The organism is Acinetobacter sp. BIGb0196, from assembly GCF_011759595.1.
Classification (GTDB): Bacteria; Pseudomonadota; Gammaproteobacteria; order Pseudomonadales; family Moraxellaceae; genus Acinetobacter; species Acinetobacter guillouiae.
In genome coordinates, this window is the sequence record NZ_JAAOZA010000001.1 from 650,185 (window position 1) to 675,160 (window position 24,976).

The window sequence follows — 24,976 nt, forward strand, 5'->3', positions numbered from 1 at the left end:
ATTTTCAAAAGTGCAGAGTAATATTCAACATTTAAAAGCGCTTTGGAATTTTTTGCCCACCTTCAATCGGTGTTTCAGCATTTTTCAATACACCAAATAACCATGTTTCAGCATGTTGTACCGCGATTTTAAGCGGGTCTCCTAGTGCTAAACGTCCTGCAATAAAGCTTGCCAATGAACAACCTGAACCATGGTATTCACCTTCTAAACGGGGACATTTAGATTCAGCGATCATTTCACCATTCACATACAAGGCGTTGCGAATATAGTCTGGGGTATCTTCATGACCACCTTTTACCAGAACAGCTTGTGCGCCCATTTCAAACAGTTTGGCTGTGGCTTTTTCTATGTCTTGTTCTGCTGTTAAGGCGCGTAATTCCACAGTATTTGGGGTAATGATTGTTGCCAGAGGAATCAGTTCGATAAAGGCTTTAACCAAAGTCTCTTGATTACCCAGTGAACCACCACTATTTGCCACTAAAACAGGATCAAGTACATATAGATAATCTGGATGTTCACGTAAAAACTCAGCCAGTGCAGCAATATTGTCTGTGGTTCCTAACATCCCCGATTTGATGGCTTTAATAGGTAAATCACCAACAACTGCATTGGCCTGAGCAAGCAGTAGTTCTTTGGAGCTGGCTTCAAAACCAAAAACTTGTTGAGAGTTTTGAATGGTTAATGCTGTACAAGCAATTGCCGCATGTGCGCCACTTTGACCAATCGCTTCAATATCAGCCTGTATACCAGCACCACCAGAAGGGTCTAGACCTGAAAAACAAAGTACAGTAGGGCGCACGATGATGTCCTTAATTCACAAATTTACGTTAGTATAGGCAAGTTTACGAGAACACTCGATAGTAATTTGATAATTGTTTCAAACACAGATTTAAAGGATTGGATGGTGATAAAGAATATTTTAATTGATCTCGACGGCACATTAACCGACCCAAAAGTAGGCATTACGACATCTGCACGTTATGGACTTGCAAAGGTTGGGCATCCGATTCCTGACAGTGAAAATATCGACTGGATTATTGGTCCACCGTTAAAGGCATCATTGGCAAAGCTACTCAATGTTGAAGCAAATGATATTTTAGCTGAACAAGCTTTATTGGGTTATCGTGAACGCTTTGCTGTAACTGGCCTATTTGAAAACCATGTTTTTGATGATGTTGCACAAACCTTGGAAGCCTTAAAAAGTAAGGGCTATCGACTGTTTTTAGCCACCGCAAAACCTGAAGTTTATGCACGTCAAATCTTAGATCATTTTGATTTATTAAAATATTTTGATTATCCCTATGGCAGTGAGTTAAATGGCGAGCGCACCAATAAAGGTGAGTTAATCACTTATATCCTTGAAAAAGAAAAGTTAAATCCAGAAGAGTGTTTGATGGTGGGAGATCGGGAACATGATATTTTTGGTGCACGTAAAAATGCGATTGAAACCATTGCGGTAGAGTATGGATATGGCTCAAAACAAGAGTTGGACGAAGCAGCGCCCAAAGCAAGAATTGAGAAGTTCTCTGAATTGTTAAACCTGCTCTAAATCTGCTTTTAGTTCAGACTTTTGAGATAATTCCAATTCACCTTAATCATCCCCAACACATCGATAAAATATTCTCGGTTGGGGATTTTACTCGTAATCACATAGTTAGTTAGTAGCAATCACACATTTAAACAGGGACTAAATCCCCAGTAGTCTTTTAATGTTATTCACTAAATTGGGTAGAGATACTGCATGATGTGGAATCGTTAAACGCTTAAACCAATCACCGCCAAATTTACGATCTACTTCCAATAAAACATGGGTTTGATGTGGAGAGATATTCAAATGTGAAATGGGTAGCAAGTCAATCCATCTAAAGGTAAAAATGATGGAATTAACGCACATCCAAATACAATGATTCCTTAATTTCTTCCATCACAATATAACTATGTGATGAGGCTGAGGATGGAAGTTTTTTAAGTAAATCACCAAGTAAGCGTCGGTAAGCGCTCATTTCTTTTAGTCGGGCTTTGACTAAATAATCAAAATCTCCCGAAATAAGATGGCACTCTTGTACTTCTGGTATTTCCATTAAGTCTTTGGCCACTTGTTCAAACACATCGCCAGACTTTGCAGATAAACTAATTTCTAGGAAAACCAATAAGTTACGATCAAGATGTTTCGGGTTTAGACGAGCATGATAGCCCATAATGATGCCATCTCGCTCCAAACGTTTGACACGTTCAGAACAAGGTGTGGTCGATAAACTGACCCGTGAAGCCAATTCGCTGATGGCAATTCGACCCTCATTTTGAAGAATATCTAAAATCATTCGATCTATACGGTCTAATTTACGCATCAATTATTCCCTTTTTTTTAATCATTTTTCACGACAATAAATTAAAACACCTAAATTTTAGCATTAAAAATAGTGAAATAAACTATTGAACCAAAAATATACTAGTGAAATAAACTAGTAAATGCATAAAGGATAAGAAATGCGTGTAATAGTATTAGGTAGTGGTGTGATTGGCGTAGCAAGTGCATATTACCTCGCGCAGCAAGGAGCACAAGTTACAGTTTTAGACCGTCAAGCAGGTCCAGCTGAAGAAACCAGCTTTGGTAATGCAGGTCAAATTTCTCCAGGATATTCGACACCGTGGGCTGCCCCAGGTATTCCGTTTAAAGCGGTTAAGTGGATGTTTCAACATCATGCGCCACTTGCGATTAATATCGATGGCAGTATGTGGCAGTTACAGTGGATGGCGCAAATGCTTAAAAACTGTAACTCAGAAAGTTATGCGATCAACAAAGAACGTATGACCCGTGTTGCAGAATATAGTCGTGACTGTTTAAGAGAATTACGTAAAGATACTGGCATTGAATACGAAAACCGTTCAAAAGGCACATTGCAAGTTTTCCGTAATGAAGCTCAATTAGAAATGGTTCAGCGTGATATTGCTGTACTTAAAGAATGTGGTGTTCCACATGAGTTATTGCTTAAAGATGATCTTGCTAAAGTAGAACCAGCACTTGAACATGCCAAAGATAAATTGGTCGGTGGTTTACATCTTCCAAATGATGAAACGGGCGACTGCTATTTATTTACCAATGCTTTAGCCAATTTAGCCAAAGGTTTAGGTGTCGAGTTTAAATTCAACCAAAATGTTGAAAGATTGGTGGTTGAAGGTGATGAAATCAAAGGTGTTGTGGTCAATGGTGAAGTGTTAACTGCTGATCGCTATGTATTGGCTTTTGGTAGCTATTCACGTGATTTCTTAAAGCCGCTGGAATTGAATTTACCTGTTTACCCAGTGAAGGGTTATTCTTTAACTATTCCAATTGTTGATCCAACATTTGCACCACAATCTACAGTTTTGGATGAAACCTATAAAATCGCGATTACTCGTTTTGATCAACGTATTCGTGTTGGTGGAATGGCAGAATTAAGCGGTTTTAATCATGGTTTAAATGCGGATCGCCGTGGCACATTGGAAATGGTGACCCAAGATTTATTCCCGGGTGGTGATTTGGCACAAGCGTCATTTTGGACCGGTCTTCGCCCAATGACCCCAGACAGCACACCAATTATTGGCGCAACACGTTTTAAAAACTTATTCCTTAATACTGGACATGGCACTTTAGGCTGGACGATGGCATGTGGTTCAGGAAAATTGATTAGTGATTTGGTGCTTAATCATCAAACCGATATCAGTACCGAAGGTTTATCTATTCAGCGTTATCCACACGCTGCTTAAGTGCCACGTTGTTAAAACAGTGATAAATAAATTGTTTAGCGATAAATAATTTACAACGCCAATTAATATTCAGGGATGAATAAAATGCCTAGACCAATTACTGCCGTCATTCATCAGGATGCTTTGTTGCATAACCTGAATGTCGCCCGTCAATTTATGCCACAAAGTAAAGTTTTTACCGTGGTCAAGGCCAATGCTTATGGACACGGTATTGAACGTGTCTATGATGCATTCAAATCCGCAGATGGTTTTGCTTTGTTGGATATCGATGAAGCAAAACGCCTAAGAACGTCGGGATGGACAGGTCCAATTCTGCTCTTAGAAGGCATTTTTTCAGCAGATGATTTATTGGATTGTGAAAAGTATCAATTAAGTTTTAGCCTACATAATGAAGATCAAGTGAATTGGCTAGAACAATTTAAAAGCCAATCTCTCAAAGACAATCCAGCACAGACGCAATTCGATGTATTTTTAAAAATGAATACAGGAATGAATCGCCTTGGTTTTAAACCTGATGCGTATCGGGCAATGTGGCAAAGATTAAAGCAATTCGATGTGGTGAAATCTATCACACATATGATGCATTTTTCAGATGCAGATGGTGAGCGTTTGGGGCAATCTGGGATTGCATACCAGCAGGCTATTTTTGAACAAACCATTCAAGATTTAGACGGTGAGCGCTCAGTTTCAAATAGTGCGGCCATTCTCCGACATTCACAAGATTTACGTTCAGATTATATTCGTAGCGGGATTATGCTGTACGGCAGTTCTCCAGACTATCCAACACATTCAATTCAAGATTGGAATCTTAAACCAAGCATGAGTTTACGCAGTGAAATCATTGCAATTCAAGATTTACAGCCGAGTGAAACAGTGGGTTATGGATCTAAATTCACGGCAACCCAAGCCATGAAAATCGGTATTGTGGCATGTGGTTATGCAGATGGTTACCAACGTATTTCTATGGATGCACCCGTATTGGTTAATTCTGTACGAACCCAAACTATTGGTCGTGTCAGCATGGACATGTTAGCGGTTGATTTAACCCATATCCCAGATGCTCGTGTTGGAAGTGAAGTGGTACTTTGGGGACAGTCTTCAAATGGAACTGTACTGCCGATTGATGAAGTTGCAGCAAGTTCTGGAACCGTAGGTTATGAGCTCATGTGTGGTGTAACTGCACGGGTCAATTTTAAAATTTCAAAATAAGGACATCAACATGTCAAACAACGTTCAACACGCAGACATTCAAAAACTCAACAGCAATCAAGTGATGAGTGCAGTCACCATTTTCAATAAAGTGGTTTATTTGTCAGGCCAAGTTCCTAAAAACACCCAACAGGATATTATTGCTCAAACTCAAGAAATCTTGGCAACGATTGATCAGTTATTGCTTGAGGCAAATACTGATAAATCACGTTTATTGTCTGCTCATGTCTACATCAAAAATTTAGATGATTTTGCAACGTTCAACACCATTTGGATTGATTGGTTAGAAGGCTGTGTTGCACCATCTCGCGCAACGATTCAAGCGGATTTGGTTAATCCAGATTGGTTGATTGAGATCGCAGTTATTGCGGCGCAGGCATAAATTAATCTCTTGTCATAAAGTAGAATTGATTATTGTCAATAATTAAAGCAGTATTTGCCCCGAATTAAAGCTGGTCACATGTAAACCATGTGGCCCAGTTCGCGTTAGGTAGAACAATAGAACGGGAATGTTCTTATGCCACAAGCGGGTTTTACCTCCAAAAAATTGTCAAAAAGGATATTTTTATGACAACTTCAAGCCATTCAGATGACGTACCATCGTCGCCAAATGAGCTACAACGGAAATTATCCAATCGTCACCTACAATTAATTGCGATTGGTGGTGCAATTGGTACAGGCTTATTTATGGGTTCAGGGAAAACCATTTCCCTTGCAGGCCCTTCAATTCTGATCATTTATATGATCATTGGTGCAATGTTCTTTTTCCTGATGCGCGCATTGGGTGAAATTTTACTTTCAAATCTGCACTACAAATCCTTTATTGATATGGCACATGACTTAATTGGTCCGGGTGCTGGCTATTATATTGGCTGGTCATACTGGCTCGGTTGGATCTTAGTGGGTATTGCGGATTTAGCTGCAATTATCAATTATCTCAACTTTTGGCTTCCTGACGGAACCGCCTTTACCCCCATGGGACAAGCCTTAATTAGTGCAGGATGCGTACTCTTGGTATTGGGTATTAATCTCCTCACGGTAAAGTTGTTTGGTGAAATTGAGTTTTGGTTTGCTTTGATCAAAATTTTAGCCATTGTCGGATTGATTCTTATTGGTGGCTATATGGTGTTGAGCCATTTCCAAGCACCGACAGGTTCAGTTGCAAGCTTTAGCAATGTCTGGTCGCATGGTGGCATGTTCCCGAAAGGCGCAAGTGGCTTTTTAGCAGGTTTCCAAATTGCCTTGTTTGCTTTTGTCGGTGTCGAGCTGATCGGTACTATGGCGGCAGAAACCAAAGATCCTGAAAAGAACTTACCTAAAGCGGTCAATGCGATTCCGACCCGTATTATTTTGTTCTATGTATTGGCACTCTTTATCGTGATGTCGGTAACCCCTTGGAATGAAATTCCTGCGGATCAAAGTCCATTTGTCACATTGTTTCTACATGCTGGTATTGGTGCAGCGGCTGTGATTATGAACTTGGTGGTTTTATCCTCGGTAATGTCATCGATGAACAGTGGTGTATTTTCGACCAGTCGTATGTTGTTTGGATTGGCCAAAGAAGGGCAAGCACCGACTAAGTTGGCTGAACTGTCTAAACGCGCCGTTCCTGCAAAAGGTTTATTGTTCTCTTGTGGCTTTATTATGGCAGGTGCAGCACTACAATATTTTGTTCCAAATACCGTTGAAGCATTTACCTTAGCCAGTTCTTTATGTGTGATTTTATTCATTAGTATCTGGAGTATTATTATGGTGTGTTATATACGCTACCGTAAATTACGCCCAGAATTGCATGAGAAATCAAACTTTAAAATGCCGGGTGGTGTATGGATGTCTTATCTTGTTTTGATCTTCCTTGCTTTTACTTTGGTGATTTTAAGTCTAGAGCCTGATACTTTAAAAGCTTTAATCATCAGCCCATTGTGGGTGATTATTTTAGCGGTGACCTATCAAATGATGTATAAACCGCGTATGAAAAAGCGTAATCAGCAGCTTTAATGTTGAATATTCAATTGATCAGGAGATGGTGTTAGATCATCTCCTGAATAACTATGATATGAAAATTTTTGATATAAATTAAATTTAAAAATTAAACGCTTAGATTAAATATAAAATACTCAACTTTTTGGTTTTATCCGTGATTGATTGCATAGGTTCAATGTGAAATTTAACAAATTATTCAAAATAAATTACTGAAATAAAAATAAAAAGCACGTTTAATAGCATCATTTACGCTAAACAACAGCATATATGCGCAATAACAAGATCGATCTCTTACGTGGAATTTCAATTTTATTGGTACTTCTCCACCATTTTAATATTCCTTATAAACTGCATGACACATTTCTAGGTATACCAATCTTTGGCGAAAGCTTAAGTACCTTAATTGCCCGCAATGGTAATTATGGTGTGACCCTATTTTTTGTGATTTCAGGTTTTTTAATCACCCAACATACTTTACAAAGAAGTGGCACACTCGCGCAGATTAAGCTCAAAGATTTCTATATCCGCCGTATTGCCCGAATTATGCCTTGTTTGGTCCTACTGGTGGCGCTGGTGACGGCACTGGGTGCAATGGGGTTAAAACCCTTTATCAATCAAGCGCCAAACGGTATTGAAGTCTCTTATGGCTTAACTGTATTTTCTGCTTTTACGTTTTGGATGAATATCCTGATCATTGAAAATGGCTGGGTGAATTATGCGCTAGGCGTGCTATGGTCTTTATCTGTTGAGGAAGTCTTCTATTTAGCATTTCCAATTTTATGTGTTGTATTAGGCCGTGGTAAAGGCTTTATTATATTTTTATTGGCAATCATCATTTATGCACCTTATTTCCGTTCATTGCATTTTGCTGAGGAAAGCGGGGCTTATCTTTATCATTACTTCTCAAGTTTTGACGGAATTGCGATGGGTTGCTTAACTGCTTTAATGACTCAGCGGATGGGACAAAAAATACAGGTTTCAAAAATCGTGGTTCCAATCATTGTTTTGTTGATGGCCGCTGTTTATTTATATGCACCAATCAAAGAGGTTAGTACGTGGGGAATCAGCATTTTTGCTCTATTGTCAGCAATGTTGATCTTCTGTTTTGCTCAGAACCCATATACTGAATCTCGCTCTATATTGTCAAAAGGTGTAGCGTGGATTGGACAACGTAGTTATGAAATGTACTTGTTTCATTTGATTATCTTGGGTTTATTTAAAGTTTTTTATTTTCCCAAAGAAACCTTAGCTGTTGAAAAATTAATGCTATTACCAATTTATTTTATTGCTGTTTTTGTATTGAGTTGGGCCATTGAAAAGTATTATTCAACACCGATGAACAGAAAAATACGCCAAGTTTTACTTAAAAATGGGTGATAAAAATGGAAATATTGCAGTTAATAGAAACCATAAAACAAGATCCAAGCTGTGAGGTGCATCCTGCACAGTTAGCACAAAATTTGCCACAAAATATTCCTGATGATGTGAAGATCTTTTATCGTGAAACCAATGGAATAAAATTTTTTCCACAAGAAGCTTATTCAATTGAAATCGTCGCGAGTCATCAATTTATACCGATTAATACTTATTTATTCTCAGACGAATCAACCGATTTGGAATTGGAAAATGATGATATCAGTCATGACTGGTTTTTAATTGCAAAGGTAGATGAAATGAGTCAATACATCAGTATTGATACGGCGCAAGCTAGACGAGGTCAATGTTATGATAGCTTTTTTGAAACCCATGCAACGATTGGTGATTCACCTATTCTTGCCCAGAACTTTACTGCGCTTTTACATCAGTTATATTTGAATAAAGGGCAATACTGGTATTGGTTACAAGATGATTTTCAATATTTAGGTGATGCTTATGATCCGCCTTTACCCAATCGAGATGAATAAAAAAACCTCCATTTAGGAGGTTTCTATCTACAAGTTAAAATGTTGGTTTAACGACCACTAAAATCACCACTGCAAATAAAATCAGGGTTGGCATCTCATTGAAAAATCGCCAAAACTTATGCGATTTATAATGTGCATTGCCAATCAGTTTTTTACGGTAATAGCCACAAACAAAGTGGTAAATTACTAAAAGACCAACTAAACCGACTTTTAGATAAAACCATAAAGCTTCATGGTAATGACGTGTTGCATCACCCCAGTCCACAAGAAAATGTGCAGTGATTAATGTTGCGATCATCGAAGGCCACATAATGCCCCGATATAATTTACGCTCCATGATTTCGAAACGCTGATGACTTATATTGTCATCGCTCATGGCATGGTAGACAAACAAACGCGGGAGATAAAACAGTGCTGCAAACCAACACACGACTGCAATGATATGTAAAGCTTTTACCCAAAGGAAAGCTTCTGAAGGAGCATCCATCAATTTACCCTTTTAAGGGCAGTGTGCGAGATGTCGATCATCCAAACTTATTTTTAATTTGGATGATCGACAATTCTTTGTTTAGCCTTCCCATTTTTTAAAAATGAGACAAGCATTGACACCGCCAAAACCGAAACTGTTACTCATCACAGTATTCAATTTTGTATCGCGTTTTTCAAGTACGATGTCATAACCTTTTGTGCCTTCATCAAGTTCAGTGACATTGATGTTTGGCGCGATAAAGTCATTTTGCATCATCAATACAGAATAAATGGCTTCTTGAACACCAGCAGCACCCAGACTATGACCTGTCATAGACTTGGTTGAGCTTAATGGTGGAACATTACCTTCACCAAATGCACGACCCATCGCAAGAAGTTCAGTCACGTCACCAGCAGGTGTTGAAGTACCATGGGTATTGACATAGTCAACCTTATCTACGCCATGTTGTTTAGCTTCTTCTAAAGCCATTAAAATACAACGGGTCGCACCTTCACCCGATGGTGCAACCATATCCGCACCATCCGAATTTGCAGCATAAGCAACAACTTCTGCAAGAATATTTGCACCACGTGCTTGAGCATGTTCAAGTGATTCAAGTACAACGAAACCACCACCACCCGCAATCACAAAACCGTCACGGTCAGCTGAGTATGGGCGTGAAGCTGTTTCTGGAGCATCATTATATTTAGAACATAGTGCGCCCATTGCATCAAACAATAAGCTTTGTGACCAGTGATCTTCTTCACCGCCACCGGCCAACATTAAATCTTGTTTACCCAATTGAATCAGGTTGTAAGCATAGCCAATCGCATCAGCTGAAGTTGCACAAGCACTGGTGATTGAATGAGCAACACCTTGTAATTTAAATGCAACACCGACATTGGCAGTAATGGTGTTTGACATATTACGTGGTACGAAGAATGGGCCAATTTTACGCGCACCTTTTTCTTCTAAAAGTTTAACCATCTCTGTAACAGACGCCGTTGAGTTACCACCTGAACCCCCTGCAATACCGTAACGAGGATTACCGCCCAATTGCTCTGGTGTTAAGCCAGCATGTTCAACAGCTGCAAGCGCTGAATTGTAGGCATACATTGCACATACGCCCATGAAGCGCTTGAGTTTACGGTCAATACCATCAAAATCTTGTTCTGCTGCGGCACTGACATGACTTTTAAAATTAAGTTCTTCGTAAGTTGAATTATGACGTGTCCCTGAAATACCATTTTCCAAAGAGTGCTTAACAGCTTCCAATGTATTACCGATACATGAGTTAATGCCCATACCAGTGATGACAACACGACGGTTCATGCAAAGTCCTTTATTTTAGAATACAGAATGAATGTTTACATTTAAACGCGTTTACTTTTTTAGTTCAATGGCGAAAGATATTGATTCTTGTGCATCATTTAAAACAATATATTGTATGCTTAAAAGTTAATTAAATAGCTGAAAATAAATATATTTATTATTTTTATAATAATATGAATTCATGATGGATATTTACATCAATTAGGCAAAACCATCCATAAGCAGGGCTTAGCAGAGATGGTTTGAAGCACTAATTTTTGAAATAAATTTTAAATTGCTGGGATAAGCATGGTGTTTTATCCCTATTGTAGAACAAGGCTTCTCTTTACCTGCTGAGTTGAATTATCCATATAACCGATATGATGACCATCAACAGTAATCATATCGGTTGCAATACAACTGTTATAGCCTGTAGCAAGCCTCAACAAAATTTCTTTGTCTTTATGAATTACCAAGGCGTTTTCTTTTCCCACTCTGGATCAAAACCTGATGTCGATGCAGCAACTTTTAAATAATCTGCATAGCTCTCAGCCAATAAAATTGGTGGAATCTGTTTAAGTGGAAGTTCATTGTTGTTCCAAGAGCGGCTGGCTTTTTTACTAAAAGTCAGTTCATAAAGGACAGCAGGAATATTTTCCTCTGGTACATAACTTCCGCTAAATGTAATTTCTACATCGATACCCAACTGTTTATACGGCTTGGTATAGCGATCAAATGAACCACCATCTTCGATACTGGCACGTTGATAGCCCAATTTGGTTACAACACCACGGAGGGTAAAGGTATCTGTAAGCCAGCCATTATGATCCTTAATTTCAGTGACATTATCATCTTCAAGCTTTGGTAGGTGATGGGTCATCTGTTCAAATAAGAATTTCACTTTATAGTCTTTAAAGTGTGCAATCCAATCTTTTGCTTCCTTTTCACCGACCAAAACCGCATGAGAAATTTGAATTTTGCTGTCTGTGCTCAGCTCGACTTCATCATCATCTAAATTCAGTAATGCACCATCATCACTTGGTCTAAAACTGATTTTTTCATCATTGGTTTTGATTTCAAGCCAAATCAGTTTTTGGATTAAGCGCCTCATGATTGGGTGGGCAAAGATATACTCTTGCCACTCAGCAACATTCCACTGACGTTCGCTACACATCGCCTCATACAAACGACCTGTTTGCATATCAACCACTTGTTTAAACTCTTTTTTACTGGTGCTAAACAGTGCTTTGGCTTCTTTGATCAGGCTTTCATCATCATTTTGGCGGGCAGCAGGTAGTGCTTTAATTTCTTTACCTTCTTCATTTTTAAGAATGAATTTGTCTTTATCATCGACAATGGCACTAAAGTTACGTGAGCCATATTGTAGCTGTAACACTCCATTTTCATCTAAACCTGCTGTTGGAATAGTACGGTCAGCCAGCTCATCACTTGTCCATTGATTACGTTCAGCAATCTCAGCAACCAATGTGTTTGCAAGTGTTTGTACCGAAGCAGTACGGTAACGACGTGAAAGTGAAAGCAATAGTTGGGTGATAGACGGGTTATCGCTAATGGATAATGCACTAATCATGGCTTCTAATTGAGCTCGGCGCGTATAGTGCTGTTTGATAAAATCTTGTATTTGTTTTACTGCAAAACTTCCTTGAGCTGCAAATGCCAGTGCTAAGAAACCTTTACTTTTGATTGCTGAACCTAAAATACAAGAAAGCTGAATGTTTTTGATTTCTGTAATGACTTCTTCAAGTGTAATCGTCCCATAGTATGCATAATAAGTGTCATTTTTCGCCCAAGCCTGATAAGCATTGCGATACTGTTGTAAACGTTGTGGCGCATTTTTAACAGCATATTCTGTTGCTTGATCCAATCTAGGGCCACGAGTATCTTCAGTAATAAAGCTCTGTAGGGCGAAATTTGCAAGTTCTTGTTGGCTTTTTTCACTCAATAATCCTACATAACGTTGTAGCAATTGATTGGCTTTTGGTTCCTTCAATTTTTCTGCCAAAATCGCCCACCATTGTATAATTTTGGGGTCAACATCTGTGTTATTTTGCCATTTCACTTTTGGTAAAGTTTCAAAATCAAACCATTTAAAACTCACTGACAATTTACCTTTTAGCCCAGCTTCTGCTTCTTTAAGCAGTACTTCTGGCTTGAGATAAGCACTAATATCTTGTCCGAGCTTTTCCAATGCCGTTAAAAGTGCAGCTCGAACGATTTCTTTTTTCTCTTTATTCAGCAAAGTATTCAGTGGTTTTAATGCATCTTGATTTTGCAAACGCGCCAACCACTCAATTGCAGCAATTCTTACTTCTTGCTTACCAGATTCAAGTGCTGTGATGGCTTGTAGATGGATGTCTGGAATTTTTGCCAAAGCCTGTTGTGCATCAAAGCGTAAGCTCTTATTTTCACCAAGTGCTAATTCTAATAATTTGGGAATAAACTCACTTGGCACTTGTGGGAAATATCTTAAAATATTGATTGCTTTTTGGGGATTAAATTGCTGCCAACTGTCTTTGAAAAGAGAAGGTGTTAAACCTAAAGCTTCTGTTAAAAATGCTTGATGATCGGCAAAAAATGGCCAAATTTTTTCAGGGTCAACGATATAATGAGACAACATATTGTACTCATCCATTAACATACCTTGAGCAATTAAACGATCAGCTTGACTGAATTTGGTCCGATGCATGGCATCAGCAAGTTGTTTTAAATCGAGTGTTGCTGTCTGTTCTGTTGTTAATATATCAAATAAATCTTCCCAATATAGATTTCCACGTTCAGAGTGGAATGAACGAAGTGCATGGAAGATCGTATAATTATTTTGTTCTTTTATGCGGTTTTTATAATGAATAATCTCAAAATCATAAGCAAATGATTTACGTTCTATTTCACCATTTAACTGTTGTACAACTGATTCTAAATTGGTTTTTTTGACATATGTCCGATTTTTAAAGTAGTTTTGAAAATGTCGTGACTGATAATCTGAGGTTTTATTTTTCTCAATTTCCAATAATGCTTTTTGCTCTGCTTTAGTTAAAATTTCTTGATAATTTTCCAATATGATTTCAGTAAAAGATTCAGGAAGTTTTTTCTCGACCAACGCTACAAAGTCAGGCAGTTTGACTTGTTCAAGCTGAGTTTTTTCACTTGGTTTTAGTCTTTGTAATGCCATTTGTATGGCTTGTTGTACTGACTTTTGCTTTTCTTCATTAAGGGCTTTTTCTAAAAGTTGAGCATGATCTTGCCCTAAACGTGCAAAAAGTTCCGCTGCCGCAGAGCGTTCTTGGCTATTCCCTGAAAATAAGAAATAACGCATATGTTTTTGAACGATATTTTGATCGATGATGCTCAATAATGGCGAAGCTTTATCACTGATGGCTTTGGTTTTATGCAATGAAAGTCGTACGATGAGTTTGCTAAGTTTATCGTATAAATCGCCATGTTTTTGCAAGAAATCTAAGAATGTATGAATCCCGTTGCTGGTTAAATTGGGAATTTTTTCAATCAATTCATCTGCATGTTCTGCTAAAAAAGATTCTGTGTCTTTCAAATTAAAAAGCAAGTGTAAGCGATCAAAATCGTGACTTCTCAGATTCTTACGTTCAAATAAGACCAGTAATAAATGTTGTTCGAAACATTCTTTTTCACTTTCAAGCAATTCAAAGAGTTTTTGTAAGGTCCAATGAGATTTGATATTTTGCGACTGTCCTAAAGCTTTAAAACCAACACCATAAGTTGTGTTTAATGCATCGACGATAAAATATAAAAACCAAACAGGTGCTTGTTCATAAAAATTAATAAAATTAAGTCGTTTGGTTGTTGCTTCTAACACTTTTGCAAAACGTACAATCTGCGCATGATCAAGCTCGTCAAAAATTACGCCATATAACTTTTGACGTGCATTTTGCGAATGATAAGCCATGTGCTCTTGCTGACGATTAATATGAAAATTGGGTCTATACCAATTGTACGTGCCAGGATTACCCAGTAGGGCCGTGGCTTGATCATCAGGGAGTTTTTGAAAAACAAGTAATATTTCTGGATTTTCACCAGTGATTACAAATTTTAAGGTTTGGGCTGGTAAATCAGCATCAATATCGACTAAAGGTTTAAAAATATCTTGTAAATTTTGAGCTGTATCTAGGCTAAATGGGGCAAATAATTCATTTATTTGCATATATGTCATATCTTGCATTTGGCACCTTATTATTAAATTTCATTTTTGGATCTCATTGAATTTTAATCTAAATTTTTTATGGATGATATCGTGCTTAGTTTTATGACGACATGATGTGTCTTTGTGAATATTAATATTCCATTTTCACAATAAAATATCAAACAGCCAGTTTTGAAAAACTGGCTGTTATCCCTTTTTTAGCGATTATTTATACATTTTGATCCAGATTACCAAGGCGTTTTCTTTTCCCACTCTGGATCAAAACCTGATGTAGAAGCAGCAACTTTTAAATAATCTGCATAACTCTCAGCCAGTAAAATTGGTGGAATCTGTTTAAGTGGAAGTTCATTGTTGTTCCAAGAGCGGCTGGCTTTTTTGCTAAAGGTCAGTTCATAAAGTACAGCAGGAATATTTTCCTCTGGTACATAACTTCCGCTAAACGTAATTTCTACATCAATCCCCAACTGTTTATACGGCTTGGTATAGCGGTCAAATGAGCCACCATCTTCGATACTGGCACGTTGATAGCCCAATTTGGTTACAACACCACGTAGAGTAAAGGTGTCTGTAAGCCAGCCATTATGATCCTTGATTTCAGTGACATTATCGTCTTCAAGCTTCGGTAGGTGATGGGTCATCTGTTCAAATAAGAATTTCACTTTATAGTCTTTAAAGTGTGCAATCCAATCTTGCGCTTCCTTTTCACCAACCAAAACCGCATGAGAAATTTGAATTTTACTGTCTGCACTGAGTTCGATTTCATCATCATCTAAATTCAGTAATGCACCATCATCACTTGGTCTAAAACTGATTTTTTCATCATTGGTTTTGATTTCAAGCCAAATCAGTTTTTGGATTAAGCGTCTCATGATTGGATGGGCAAAGATATACTCTTGCCACTCTGCAACATTCCACTGACGTTCGCTACACATCGCCTCATACAAACGACCTGTTTGCATATCCACGACTTGTTTAAACTCTTTTTTACTGGTGCTAAATAGTGCTTTGGCTTCTTTGATCAGGCTTTCATCATCATTTTGGCGGGCCGCTGGTAGCGCTTTAACCTCTTTACCTTCTTCATTTTTAAGAATGAATTTGTCTTTATCATCAACAATGGCGCTAAAGTTACGTGAACCATATTGCAGTTGTAACACTCCATTTTCATCTAAACCTGCTGTTGGAATAGTACGGTCAGCCAGTTCATCACTTGTCCATTGATTACGTTCAGCAATCTCAGCAACCAATGTGTTTGCAAGTGTTTGTACCGAAGCAGTCCGGTAACGACGTGAAAGTGAAAGCAACAGTTGGATGATTAATGGATCATTACTGATTGATAATGCACTAATCATGGCTTCAATTTGTGAGCGACGAGGGTAGTGCTGCTTCATATAGTTCTGCAATTGTTTTACTGCAAAACTTCCTTGTGCATTGGCAGTCAGTGAAAGCATACCTTTACTTTTGATCGCGGAACCCAGATAAAGTCCTAAACGTTCGCGTTTAATCTCTTCAATCACTTCTTCTAAGGTGATGGTGCCATATTTGGCATAATATTCAGGGTATTTTTCACCATAACGTTTGTATGAATCCCGATAAGAACTCAGACGGCCAGGTGCTTCTGTGGTTGCATATTGCGTTGCTTCATCCAATGGTGTTTGTAAGGTATCTTGATGAATAAAACTGTGTAATAAATGATTGGCAAGTTGTACCTGATCTTTTTGATCGAGTAAGTCACTATAGCGTTGTAATAAGGCATTGGCTCTAGGCTCTTTAAGTTTTTCCGCCAATATCACCCACCATTTAATAATTCTAGGGTCAACCTCTTTGCCATTCTGCCATTTCACTTTTGGCAATGTGTCAAAATCAAACCATGTAAAACTGCTTGAAAGTTTGCCTTTTAAACCGTCTTCTGCTTCTTTTAGCAGCACTTCTGGTTTGAGATAAGCACTAATATCCTGTCCAAGCTTTTCCAATGCTGTTAAAAGAGCAGCTCGAACGATTTCTTTCTTCTCTTTTTTAAGTAAAGTATTCAGCGGTTTTACTGCATCCTGATTTTGTAGACGTGCTAGCCATTCAATTGCAGTGATTCGAATGTCTTGTTTACCCGAATCTAGAGCTTCAATGGCACGTTGATGAACGTCAGGAAGGTGCTGTAAGGTTTCTTGCGCTTCATAACGCAAACGCTTATTTTCACCCAATGCAAATTCGAGTAAGCGCGGAATAAACTGTACTGGTAAGGATGGGAAACATTTAAGTACAAAGATGGCATCGGATGGGTTAAAGCTTTGATATTCATTTTTTTCTAAAGACGGAGAAAGCCCCAACGCTTCAGTTAAATATTCTTGATTTTCCGCAAAAAATGGCCAAATTTTATCTTTTTCATAAATATGATCTTGTAAACTTTGATAATAGGATGATCCCGCTAGAATCCCTTGAGCGACTCTACGTTTGGGATTGTTAAATTTAGCCGCATCTAGGGCCTGAACGATATGGCGAAGTTCATAATTGGCATATTCTTCAGGTTTAAGCATTTCAAATAAATTAGGCCAATAAATCCAATTCCGATTACGTATTGCAATGATTCTCATGGCATGATTAATGGAAAACTCAGGATATTTTTTATATTTATTTTTATGGGTAATAATATTTTCAACTTGGTGTACATTTTTAAAAGATGCATCACCGTTCAGCTGGTCAACAATCGACGTTAAGGTTTGATGATTGATTTTTTTAAGCTGCTTTAAATGATCTTGAGCCCAAGTTCTTTTATAACTTGCTGTTTTATTCTCTTCAATTTCATCGGCAGCATTCTGTTCAGCTTTAGCCAAAATTTCTTGATAATTTTCTAAAATAACCTCGGTAAAACTTGCTGGAATTTTTTGTTCAACAAACGGTTGAAAGGTTGGTGCTTCAAAATCTTGCTGTAATTGAGCAGTATCAACAGATCTTAAGCGCTGAATTGCCATTTGTAAGATTTGTTGTACAGATTTTTGTTTTTCTTGTGCAAAAGCTTGTTCTAGTACAGTTAGATTGTCAGCACCTAAACGTGCCAATAGATCTGCAGAAAAGCCACGTTCCTGATTTGAACCTTCCAATAGATTTTGATTTAAATATTTTTGGCTATCTTCTGGATTTAAATTCGTCAATAAACTGGTGGCTTTAGTACGAATGGTTTTAGATTTCCCTACAGAAAGTTTTACAATCAAGTCAGGGATTTGTTTGATCAATGTCGTTTGTTTGGCGATATAGTCTAAAAAGTTTTCTTGTCCAATGATGCTCAATGTTGGAATAAGTTTTCTGAGTTGATCTAATCGGGCTGAAATGAAATCTTGGGTGTCCTTGAGTAATAATATTTTATCTAATTTACTAGAATGATAACTGTCGATATTTTGGCGTTCAAATAAATAAGGCAGTAGTTCATCGCCTAAACCCTGTTGATCACTTTCAAGCAAATCAAATAGTTTCTGTTGAGTCCAATTTTGCTTTAACAATTTATTCGGATCTGCTTCGCTAAAATGATGACTATCAAAAGCAGTAATAAATGTATCTACCGTGAGATAAATAAACCAAGCGGGCACTTTTTCATAAATATTGGTAAAATTTTTCTGTTGTGTTGCCGCTTCAAGCACTTTGGCAAAACGAATAATTTGTTCAAATTCTAATTCTTCAAAAATCTCACCATAATAACGACGGCGTAGTTTTAGTGCCGCTTCAGCAAGCTTATTTTCTTTTTTATCCAGTGATTGATTGTTTTGAGGCCAATACCAGCTATAGGTACCTGGCTTTTCCAGTAAAAGCAGTGCTTTTTCATTCGGGTATTGCTGTAATTTAAGTAATATTTCTGGATTTTCTCCATCCAAAATAAACAAAACCACATTTTGATCAAGTTGGTCTTCAATGACGGCCAAAGGCCGGAAAATATGGTAGAGCTTTTCAACTTTATTTTTTAGATCTTCATTATGTTTTTGAATGTGGTCATGATCAGCGGTTGAGTCTGCTTGTTGCGTTTTCACTGCCTTATCCTCAGGCTTTAAAAACATCGACTCAATTTTTGAAAAAAGTTTATTTAACATCTGTATTCCTTTTGAGCAACTCGCTGTTGCTTTTCTATAGGCGCTAATACTTTAGGCTTTAATACTGTGCTTGGTAGTTCACTAAAATTATAGAAAAATATCATCAATTTAAATAGCAAGCTTAATTTATCACGACGTAACTTGTCCTTCTAAAGCGATTCTATGATTTAGGCGTTGTAGTTGTAATAAAACATGTCGCCATTTTAAAAGCTGACTGGCTAAATTGTGCTGTGTGGAATCTGATTTGAGTAAGTTTTGAATAAAGCTTAAACCCAAATCTGCAAACTTCTCAGCAAAATCATCCAGTTTAACCAGATCATCCATATCCAGTTTTGAACGACCTGTATTTGCATAGAATTCAAACAAGGCTTGTGATTCCAAGATCAAAAGGTCTAATGCAGATAAATGTTGCTGATGTTTCCATTGCTTTTTTTGTTCGAGCAATTTTTCAATTCGACCAGTAATCAGCTCAACCAAGCTACTTTTCTTCTGTACAGGATGGTCATAATCCAGACTGAATATTTTTAAACCTTTTGGCGTTGTTAAAAACACACTACATGGAATGAATTGAATCTGTTGCTGTGTTGCTTCGATACGCACCAACGTTGCGATAATTTTTTCATTATGAATCAGTTGGGTGAGATGTTTAATTCGTGCACGGTATTCTGGTTCTATCGGAATGACCAGCTTGAGTGCTCTATTTTCATCGTCAGTAATACGGTATTCAAAATATTGCTCTAGTTCGTTGAGTTCAGGCGCTGTGATACTTTTATGGCGAAGCAGTACATAACGAGATTTAAGCTGTTCTAGGCTTGAATGCGGAACAAGCATTTCCTGTAAAGATTGCCATGTTGAAATGCCAATATTCATCTGTTCTAAGTCAGATTGGCTGAGTGCATTGAACAAGCCTTTTGGTAAAAAACGAGTATCTGTGCTGGCACTGAGTTGTGTATCTGAACTGGATTTTGCATGGGTTAGTTCAAGTTGATGTTGGAGTAAAAAGCTGAGAGAACTTCCCCAAATTCCAGTATTGGCTGCACTGTGCATATCAAAGGTACGATCTAAATGATTGGCACGTGCCTGAGTCACTTCTTTGAGTTGTTGCTCTTTTACATCCCAGAAGCATACCGTTAGACCATGTGCACCACTCTCTGTATTCCACCATTCACAACCAAGCGGGATCAGATGTGCTATGGTTTCTTGTTGATAGTCGCGTTGTACAGCACCACGAAGTTGTCGCAATGCTTCGGCTTGAACATCTGGACCTAAATGCTCGATTTCTGACAGTGCAGCCAAATAGGCATACAAATGTGCCAATTGATTAAAAATCTGCTGCTCATCAACCTGTACATCTGCTTCCAAAAACTGCTTCATTGAGCCATGTAAGGCACGCAATAAGCTCCCTAAACGTGGTAAGTTTTGTGCGCGTGCTTGCATATTTAAAATATGCAGTGACATGACCATTTCTTTGGCCAGATGTGACAAACCTTGCTGAATAAAGTTTTGACAAATGATTATAAGTTCTTGGATCAATACCTGATCATCAGGTGAAAGTTGCTGTGTAGGATGGTGTTGTTGCGCTGTTGTATCAATTGACCATTGCCATTTTCCAGGGGCATTTTTCAGAAATAAATAAGCAATACATGCCAAATGCCCAGCAATTTTTTGTTTGTCTGTAATTTCTGACAACATGCCTTCAAACCCTGTTGCAGGGTAGAGAATAACTGGATTGGGACTTAAATCAGTTTGAAAAGTGATTTTATGTTCTTGCATATCAATTTGACAGGATTCAGGTTGAAGCAACCAATTTTGTACAAATTCATAGGCCAAACGAATATTGGCTTTGCCTGCTTGTTTTTGGATTTTGCTTGGATCAAACTCTAAAACAGTTTCAAGGGCTGATGTTGTTGCTTGCTCAGATGGCTCAGTATGTTGAGATGCTTCTTGTTGAGCTAGCAGTACTGTATCTTCTCGATTATTGTTAGGGCTATTTTCACTTGGGCTATTTGCGGTAGCCAGTAGTGTTTCATGTTCCTGAACCCATAAAATACTGCTAAGAATGTGTTTACAACAGCCTTGTGCTGAACAATTACACAGTGCTTTGGTGATGCCTTCAAAGGGCAGTTTAACTTCACATTCTTCGACTTTAAATACCAGTTGATCGTGCTCTTGTTGTAGTAGTTCAACAGCATCTAAGGCTTTACGGGCACGACGTAGAAGACCAGCATTGCTATGCATGGTTAGGCTGTCTTCATCGTATTGGGTATAAATATGCCAACTCATTGCATCACCTCTGCAAACCATGTCGCCAAATGTTCAGGAGTCATTGCTGCGATTTGCATACCACGTTCTTGGAGTTTTTGTGCCATATTGATGTCATAAACAGGATTAGCTGCTTGATCCAGCGCCGCAAGCCCAAGCAGTTTGCAGCCTTGTTGGTTGAGTTGACTGGTGGTGTTGAGCATTTGTTGAACGGATGCACCTTCTTCAAAGTCACTGATCAAGACTAAAATACTGCGATTGGGTTGTTTAATCTTTTTTTGACAGTATTGCAAAGCTTGACCAATGTTGGTTCCGCCACCGAGTTGAATGGTCAGTAAGACTTCAACTGGGTCATGTGCCAAATGGCTTAAATCAACAATTTGGGTGTCAAACAGGACCAGACTAATATTGACCGCAGGGAGAGCTGCCAAAATACTGGCACATACTGCTGCATACATGATCGAATCCATCATCGAGCCACTTTGGTCGACACACAGTACAATTTCCCACGGCAAATGTTTTTGTACACGGGCATTAAAATAAGGGGTTTGGATAATCAGTTTTTGTAAATCAGGCTGGTAATTCTTGAGATTGGCTTGAATGGTCCGTTTCCAATCAAAGTTTTGTGCCTGTTTAAGATGTGAACGCTTAAAACGATTACGACGACCTTGTAGCGCTTTTAAAAATTGTGTGCGGATTTTTTGTAAGAGTTCTTCCACGACTTTTTGAATTAATTCTCGAATCGCATCTTTCATTTCATTGCTTAAACGACCACGCATACTCAGCAAAGCTTTAGCCACTGCAGGGTTGGGTTCAAGTTGTCTTACATGCTCTGGGTTTTTAAATAACTCAGTTAACTCATAGCGTTCTATGGCTTGTTTTTGCATACGTTCAAAGGTCGATTTTGGGAACAGTTTTCGACTTTGGTTGAGCCAGTTAATCGCGTTAAGCTGCGAGGCTTCCAAACCGCCATGGCGATTTTTCCCTTGTTGGATACCACGACGTTTATATTCATTTTGGTAGAGATAATCGAGGTTGCGCTCAAGTTTTAGTTGATCGCCTGACAATGCCGCTGCTGATAAATTCTGGTCGGCATAGCGACCGAGCATCAAGCGCCAACGGCGTGCTTGATCCATTGCATCAAGAGAAGCGGGGGTATCTGAGTTTTCATCAAGATTTGGTTCAGGAGGTAATTGACTCATTCATTCACTCCTTGTTGTTCTGGATTGAGTTGTTTTGAGCGATTGCTTGCCCAGCGATCTAAGTGATCATATTCAAATATTTTTTGCAGTTGCTGGTTAAGTTGTATGCCTTGGAATACATCCTGTTCCCCAATATGACTGAGTACCTGATCGAGAATGACATCCTCGCCAAGTCCTGTGGTTTTTGCGATAATTTTAGATACTTTAGTGCTTTGCTTTGGGGTAAGCTGACTAAAGATATAGCGTAAATCAGGTAAAATCCGAATAAAGGTATCTTCAGTCCAATGACTGACCAATTGGTGAAGTGCATCAATTGCAACCTTGGATTGCGCAAAGATTTCAGGCGCAATAAAAAACATGCCATGTAGGTATTGCACAGCATCTTCAGGATCACTTCCCACTGCAAAAGCCAGTTGTAATTGTTGTTGAAGCTGATTTTGCTCAATTTCATGATCTAAAAACTGTAAAGTATGTAGCGCACCTTTGAGTGAACTAAGATGAAACTCATCAATTTTTGCCAGATCAATTTGGCTATACATCAGTTCCAGTAAATCTACATCTTGTGCATTTACGACTGCATGCTGTAGTGAAAGATTTCGTTGCTTGATATTTAAAATCAGTTCATGCAAGGTTTTTAAGTTGCTAAGATTTTGTTCAACTTTTTCTTCGTGGGTATCGTAAATTTGATCAAGTAAAAAACAGGCCTGATAGACGGCAAAACTTAAACTTTGTATCACGATATTTTCGGGTAAATTTAACAGCTTGTGACCATGCCACAAATAATACAATTGCTGTGCTGCACCAATCACCGAGGCAAGGTTTTGATCGCTTTCTAAAAAAGTATCGAGTTGTTGACGGAGCAATTCTAAATGTTGCTTTAATCCTAAGCGACATGCCAAAGCCAGCAATTTGGCAGTTTCAAAGGCAGATTGTCCCACACCTTTTGCTTCATTTTCTTGCTGTAGTTTAATAATTTTAAGCAGTGCAATTTGTTCGAGTTGATTGCCCATTTCTGCCAATTCAATCAAACGCGCTTCGACACTGGGTGTCCATGCATAACGCCATTCCTCAAACAGCAAATCCAGACTGGCACCTTGAACAAAATCTGGACCCGAAATACGTTGAGCAAAATTACAGCCGACAAATTCCAATAAATGCAAATATTGACTAATGTTCTGATGTAAAGGTTTACGATAAATATCGAGTTTTCGATTGCGTAAAATGGTGTCATTTAAATTAAAACGATAGGTTTTAATCTGTTGATAGGTATTTTGTAATAAGGCAGGGCTGTGCTGATTTTGAGCAACCTTACCAAGCTGTTGCCCACTTAAAAACTGAAAAATCAGGGTAAATAAATGCTGTTGTCCATCATCCATTTCCCCTTTGATTAGGGCTGATTGTAAGGCATCGAGTAAATCATAACGGCTCGGTTGATAATGCCCTCGAAGGCAAGCCAATTGCCAAGCAAGTTCAGCGGTATTTTTTAGCGCGATATAAGGCGTTACATCCAGTGCATTTTCTTGGTTTAAAAAATGGCATAACTCATTTAAATATTGAAAAAATTGCAGTTGCGTTTGTTCAACCGTTGGATTGTTTGCAGATTTTAAATTTTGCCAATGTTGTTGATAATATGCAGGTGAGGGCATACCTGAAGCATAGCCATTTAAAGCATCTAAACGATCGAAACTATAGCGAATCAGCCAAGCTTGCTCTTGCCAGTTTTGCTTTTGATCTTGGACAATAAAACGTTCTGCTTGCTGTGGGGCTGCTAGATTTTCAATTAAGGCAAGACTATGAAAGCCACCCGTGATCACCAAAATTTTATGCTTGGGATCAATACTGTCTTGGATGCAATTCCACATCACATCTTCACGATGTAATGAAGCATCTTGTAAGAGTACCTCACGCTCATAATCCAGACGTGCCAATGAACACCAAGCAAAAACATCATCAAAAAAAGTTTGAGCATGTTGCAGTTGTTCAACATTTTGCAGCTCGAATAAATGATCCCAAAGTTCATCGTGATTTCGGCAATGCATGCTTTCAGCAAGTTTTTGGATATATTGGCTATGCGCAAAATAACGTTCAGACAGCAAATTTTTTTGTTGCCAGTCCAAATCGGACTGTTGTGTTTTTAAGGCACTTTGTTTTGCCCAATCCAAGTCTATAAATTTAACGTCTGCTTGAATGAGTTTTGCCTGTTGGATGGCGACCCATTCAGGTGAGTATTCACAAAACGGGAAGTAGGCAGAAAAGATTTCTGGTTGAACCTCGTCATCACTTTCATGTTCTTCGGCAGCACTATCTTTATTTGCAGCGCCTTTTTTGGGTGAGGTTTTATTTGAAGAGCGTTGTGCTTGTGCAAATATAGCCACAGGAGGCTGAGTGGCTTGGTTCTGTAAGCTTTCAATTAAGAATTCAAAACTTGTTGGTGCTTCGATTAAAATGTGTGTGGGCTTCAGTTCATCGATATATTGTTTTAACGCGTATGCACAAGCGGGGCTATGATGGCGGATTGGCGCAAAAAAAACGTTTTGCTCTGCCATTTGCTGTTTCAGTTGAAATGCCTGTTTTAAGCGTTCAGGCATTTCACCTCTCTCTATATTTCGATCCAACAGCTGCAT

The 24,976-nt window shown here is 38.4% G+C and carries 17 protein-coding genes; 7 read left to right on the forward strand and 10 right to left on the reverse strand.

The window, feature by feature from the left end:
* Positions 1-31: 31 nt before the first annotated feature.
* A complete protein-coding gene (locus FHR28_RS03130) occupies positions 32-799 on the reverse strand; it encodes a hydroxymethylpyrimidine/phosphomethylpyrimidine kinase (RefSeq protein WP_004723672.1) in 768 nt (255 codons plus the stop codon).
* Between the two features lie 102 nt (positions 800-901).
* Between FHR28_RS03130 and FHR28_RS03135 the strand changes: the two genes are divergently transcribed.
* Complete coding sequence (locus FHR28_RS03135; RefSeq protein ID WP_171527295.1) at positions 902-1,549, forward strand: HAD-IA family hydrolase; 648 nt, start codon at positions 902-904, stop codon at positions 1,547-1,549.
* Positions 1,550-1,687: 138 nt separating this feature from the next.
* Here the strand turns inward: FHR28_RS03135 and FHR28_RS03140 are convergent, their stop codons facing one another.
* Positions 1,688-1,852 (reverse strand): hypothetical protein, encoded by a 165-nt coding sequence (locus FHR28_RS03140; RefSeq protein WP_166781904.1) that lies wholly within the window; start codon positions 1,850-1,852, stop codon positions 1,688-1,690.
* Between the two features lie 31 nt (positions 1,853-1,883).
* Positions 1,884-2,348: an Lrp/AsnC ligand binding domain-containing protein gene (locus FHR28_RS03145; RefSeq protein ID WP_004723670.1), complete on the reverse strand. Its 465-nt coding sequence runs from the start codon at positions 2,346-2,348 to the stop codon at positions 1,884-1,886.
* A 139-nt stretch (positions 2,349-2,487) separates the two neighbouring features.
* On the opposite strand from FHR28_RS03145, the gene FHR28_RS03150 reads away from it, so the two are divergent.
* From FHR28_RS03150 to FHR28_RS03175, 6 genes are all read left to right on the forward strand, one after another.
* Positions 2,488-3,747 carry a D-amino acid dehydrogenase gene (locus FHR28_RS03150; RefSeq protein WP_004723669.1) on the forward strand — a complete coding sequence of 420 codons (1,260 nt, stop codon included), beginning with the start codon at positions 2,488-2,490 and terminating at the stop codon, positions 3,745-3,747.
* An 84-nt stretch (positions 3,748-3,831) separates the two neighbouring features.
* Complete coding sequence (gene alr / locus FHR28_RS03155; protein WP_166781905.1) at positions 3,832-4,956, forward strand: alanine racemase; 1,125 nt, start codon at positions 3,832-3,834, stop codon at positions 4,954-4,956.
* A gap of 10 nt (positions 4,957-4,966) precedes the next feature.
* On the forward strand, positions 4,967-5,338 hold the full coding sequence (locus FHR28_RS03160) for a RidA family protein (protein ID WP_216076319.1): 372 nt from the start codon (positions 4,967-4,969) through the stop codon (positions 5,336-5,338).
* A 185-nt stretch (positions 5,339-5,523) separates the two neighbouring features.
* The gene (locus FHR28_RS03165; protein ID WP_004723666.1) at positions 5,524-6,954 is read left to right on the forward strand and encodes an amino acid permease; all 1,431 of its coding nucleotides are present in this window, start codon (positions 5,524-5,526) and stop codon (positions 6,952-6,954) included.
* 252 nt (positions 6,955-7,206) lie between these two features.
* Positions 7,207-8,316, forward strand: a complete 1,110-nt coding sequence (locus FHR28_RS03170) for an acyltransferase family protein (RefSeq protein ID WP_166781906.1) — start codon at positions 7,207-7,209, stop codon at positions 8,314-8,316.
* 5 nt (positions 8,317-8,321) lie between these two features.
* Positions 8,322-8,843 (forward strand): SMI1/KNR4 family protein, encoded by a 522-nt coding sequence (locus FHR28_RS03175; protein WP_166781907.1) that lies wholly within the window; start codon positions 8,322-8,324, stop codon positions 8,841-8,843.
* A gap of 34 nt (positions 8,844-8,877) precedes the next feature.
* Here FHR28_RS03175 and hemJ read toward each other — a convergent pair whose 3' ends face one another.
* The 7 genes from hemJ to FHR28_RS03210 form a co-directional block, all read right to left on the reverse strand.
* Positions 8,878-9,330 (reverse strand): protoporphyrinogen oxidase HemJ, encoded by a 453-nt coding sequence (gene hemJ, locus FHR28_RS03180; RefSeq protein ID WP_166781908.1) that lies wholly within the window; start codon positions 9,328-9,330, stop codon positions 8,878-8,880.
* 81 nt (positions 9,331-9,411) lie between these two features.
* On the reverse strand, positions 9,412-10,644 hold the full coding sequence (locus tag FHR28_RS03185; RefSeq protein WP_004723663.1) for a beta-ketoacyl synthase N-terminal-like domain-containing protein: 1,233 nt from the start codon (positions 10,642-10,644) through the stop codon (positions 9,412-9,414).
* Between the two features lie 448 nt (positions 10,645-11,092).
* The gene (locus FHR28_RS03190; protein ID WP_374759605.1) at positions 11,093-14,827 is read right to left on the reverse strand and encodes a DUF4132 domain-containing protein; all 3,735 of its coding nucleotides are present in this window, start codon (positions 14,825-14,827) and stop codon (positions 11,093-11,095) included.
* Positions 14,828-15,045: 218 nt separating this feature from the next.
* A complete protein-coding gene (locus FHR28_RS03195; protein ID WP_166781910.1) occupies positions 15,046-18,888 on the reverse strand; it encodes a DUF4132 domain-containing protein in 3,843 nt (1,280 codons plus the stop codon).
* Between the two features lie 129 nt (positions 18,889-19,017).
* Entirely contained in the window at positions 19,018-21,171 is a 2,154-nt protein-coding gene (locus FHR28_RS03200) for a hypothetical protein (RefSeq protein ID WP_166781911.1), read from the reverse strand.
* Entirely contained in the window at positions 21,168-22,352 is a 1,185-nt protein-coding gene (locus FHR28_RS03205) for a VWA domain-containing protein (protein WP_105714309.1), read from the reverse strand. The genes FHR28_RS03200 and FHR28_RS03205 overlap by 4 nt, the downstream gene beginning before the upstream one ends.
* Positions 22,349-24,976 carry a DUF5682 family protein gene (locus tag FHR28_RS03210; RefSeq protein WP_171527296.1) on the reverse strand — a complete coding sequence of 876 codons (2,628 nt, stop codon included), beginning with the start codon at positions 24,974-24,976 and terminating at the stop codon, positions 22,349-22,351. Before FHR28_RS03210 ends, FHR28_RS03205 begins: the two co-directional genes overlap by 4 nt.

Bases quoted from the DNA above. Each gene is read 5' to 3' on its own strand.
- FHR28_RS03210 (WP_171527296.1), bottom strand. From the start codon at position 24,976: ATGCAGCTGTTGGATCGAAATATAGAGAGAGGTGAAATGCCTGAACGC.
- FHR28_RS03195 (WP_166781910.1), bottom strand. From the start codon at position 18,888: ATGTTAAATAAACTTTTTTCAAAAATTGAGTCGATGTTTTTAAAGCCT.
- FHR28_RS03200 (WP_166781911.1), bottom strand. From the start codon at position 21,171: ATGAGTTGGCATATTTATACCCAATACGATGAAGACAGCCTAACCATG.
- FHR28_RS03170 (WP_166781906.1), top strand. From the start codon at position 7,207: ATGCGCAATAACAAGATCGATCTCTTACGTGGAATTTCAATTTTATTG.
- alr (WP_166781905.1), top strand. From the start codon at position 3,832: ATGCCTAGACCAATTACTGCCGTCATTCATCAGGATGCTTTGTTGCAT.
- FHR28_RS03190 (WP_374759605.1), bottom strand. From the start codon at position 14,827: ATGACATATATGCAAATAAATGAATTATTTGCCCCATTTAGCCTAGAT.
- hemJ (WP_166781908.1), bottom strand. From the start codon at position 9,330: ATGGATGCTCCTTCAGAAGCTTTCCTTTGGGTAAAAGCTTTACATATC.
- FHR28_RS03135 (WP_171527295.1), top strand. From the start codon at position 902: ATGGTGATAAAGAATATTTTAATTGATCTCGACGGCACATTAACCGAC.
- FHR28_RS03185 (WP_004723663.1), bottom strand. From the start codon at position 10,644: ATGAACCGTCGTGTTGTCATCACTGGTATGGGCATTAACTCATGTATC.
- FHR28_RS03165 (WP_004723666.1), top strand. From the start codon at position 5,524: ATGACAACTTCAAGCCATTCAGATGACGTACCATCGTCGCCAAATGAG.
- FHR28_RS03160 (WP_216076319.1), top strand. From the start codon at position 4,967: ATGTCAAACAACGTTCAACACGCAGACATTCAAAAACTCAACAGCAAT.
- FHR28_RS03205 (WP_105714309.1), bottom strand. From the start codon at position 22,352: ATGAGTCAATTACCTCCTGAACCAAATCTTGATGAAAACTCAGATACC.
- FHR28_RS03175 (WP_166781907.1), top strand. From the start codon at position 8,322: ATGGAAATATTGCAGTTAATAGAAACCATAAAACAAGATCCAAGCTGT.
- FHR28_RS03150 (WP_004723669.1), top strand. From the start codon at position 2,488: ATGCGTGTAATAGTATTAGGTAGTGGTGTGATTGGCGTAGCAAGTGCA.
- FHR28_RS03145 (WP_004723670.1), bottom strand. From the start codon at position 2,348: ATGCGTAAATTAGACCGTATAGATCGAATGATTTTAGATATTCTTCAA.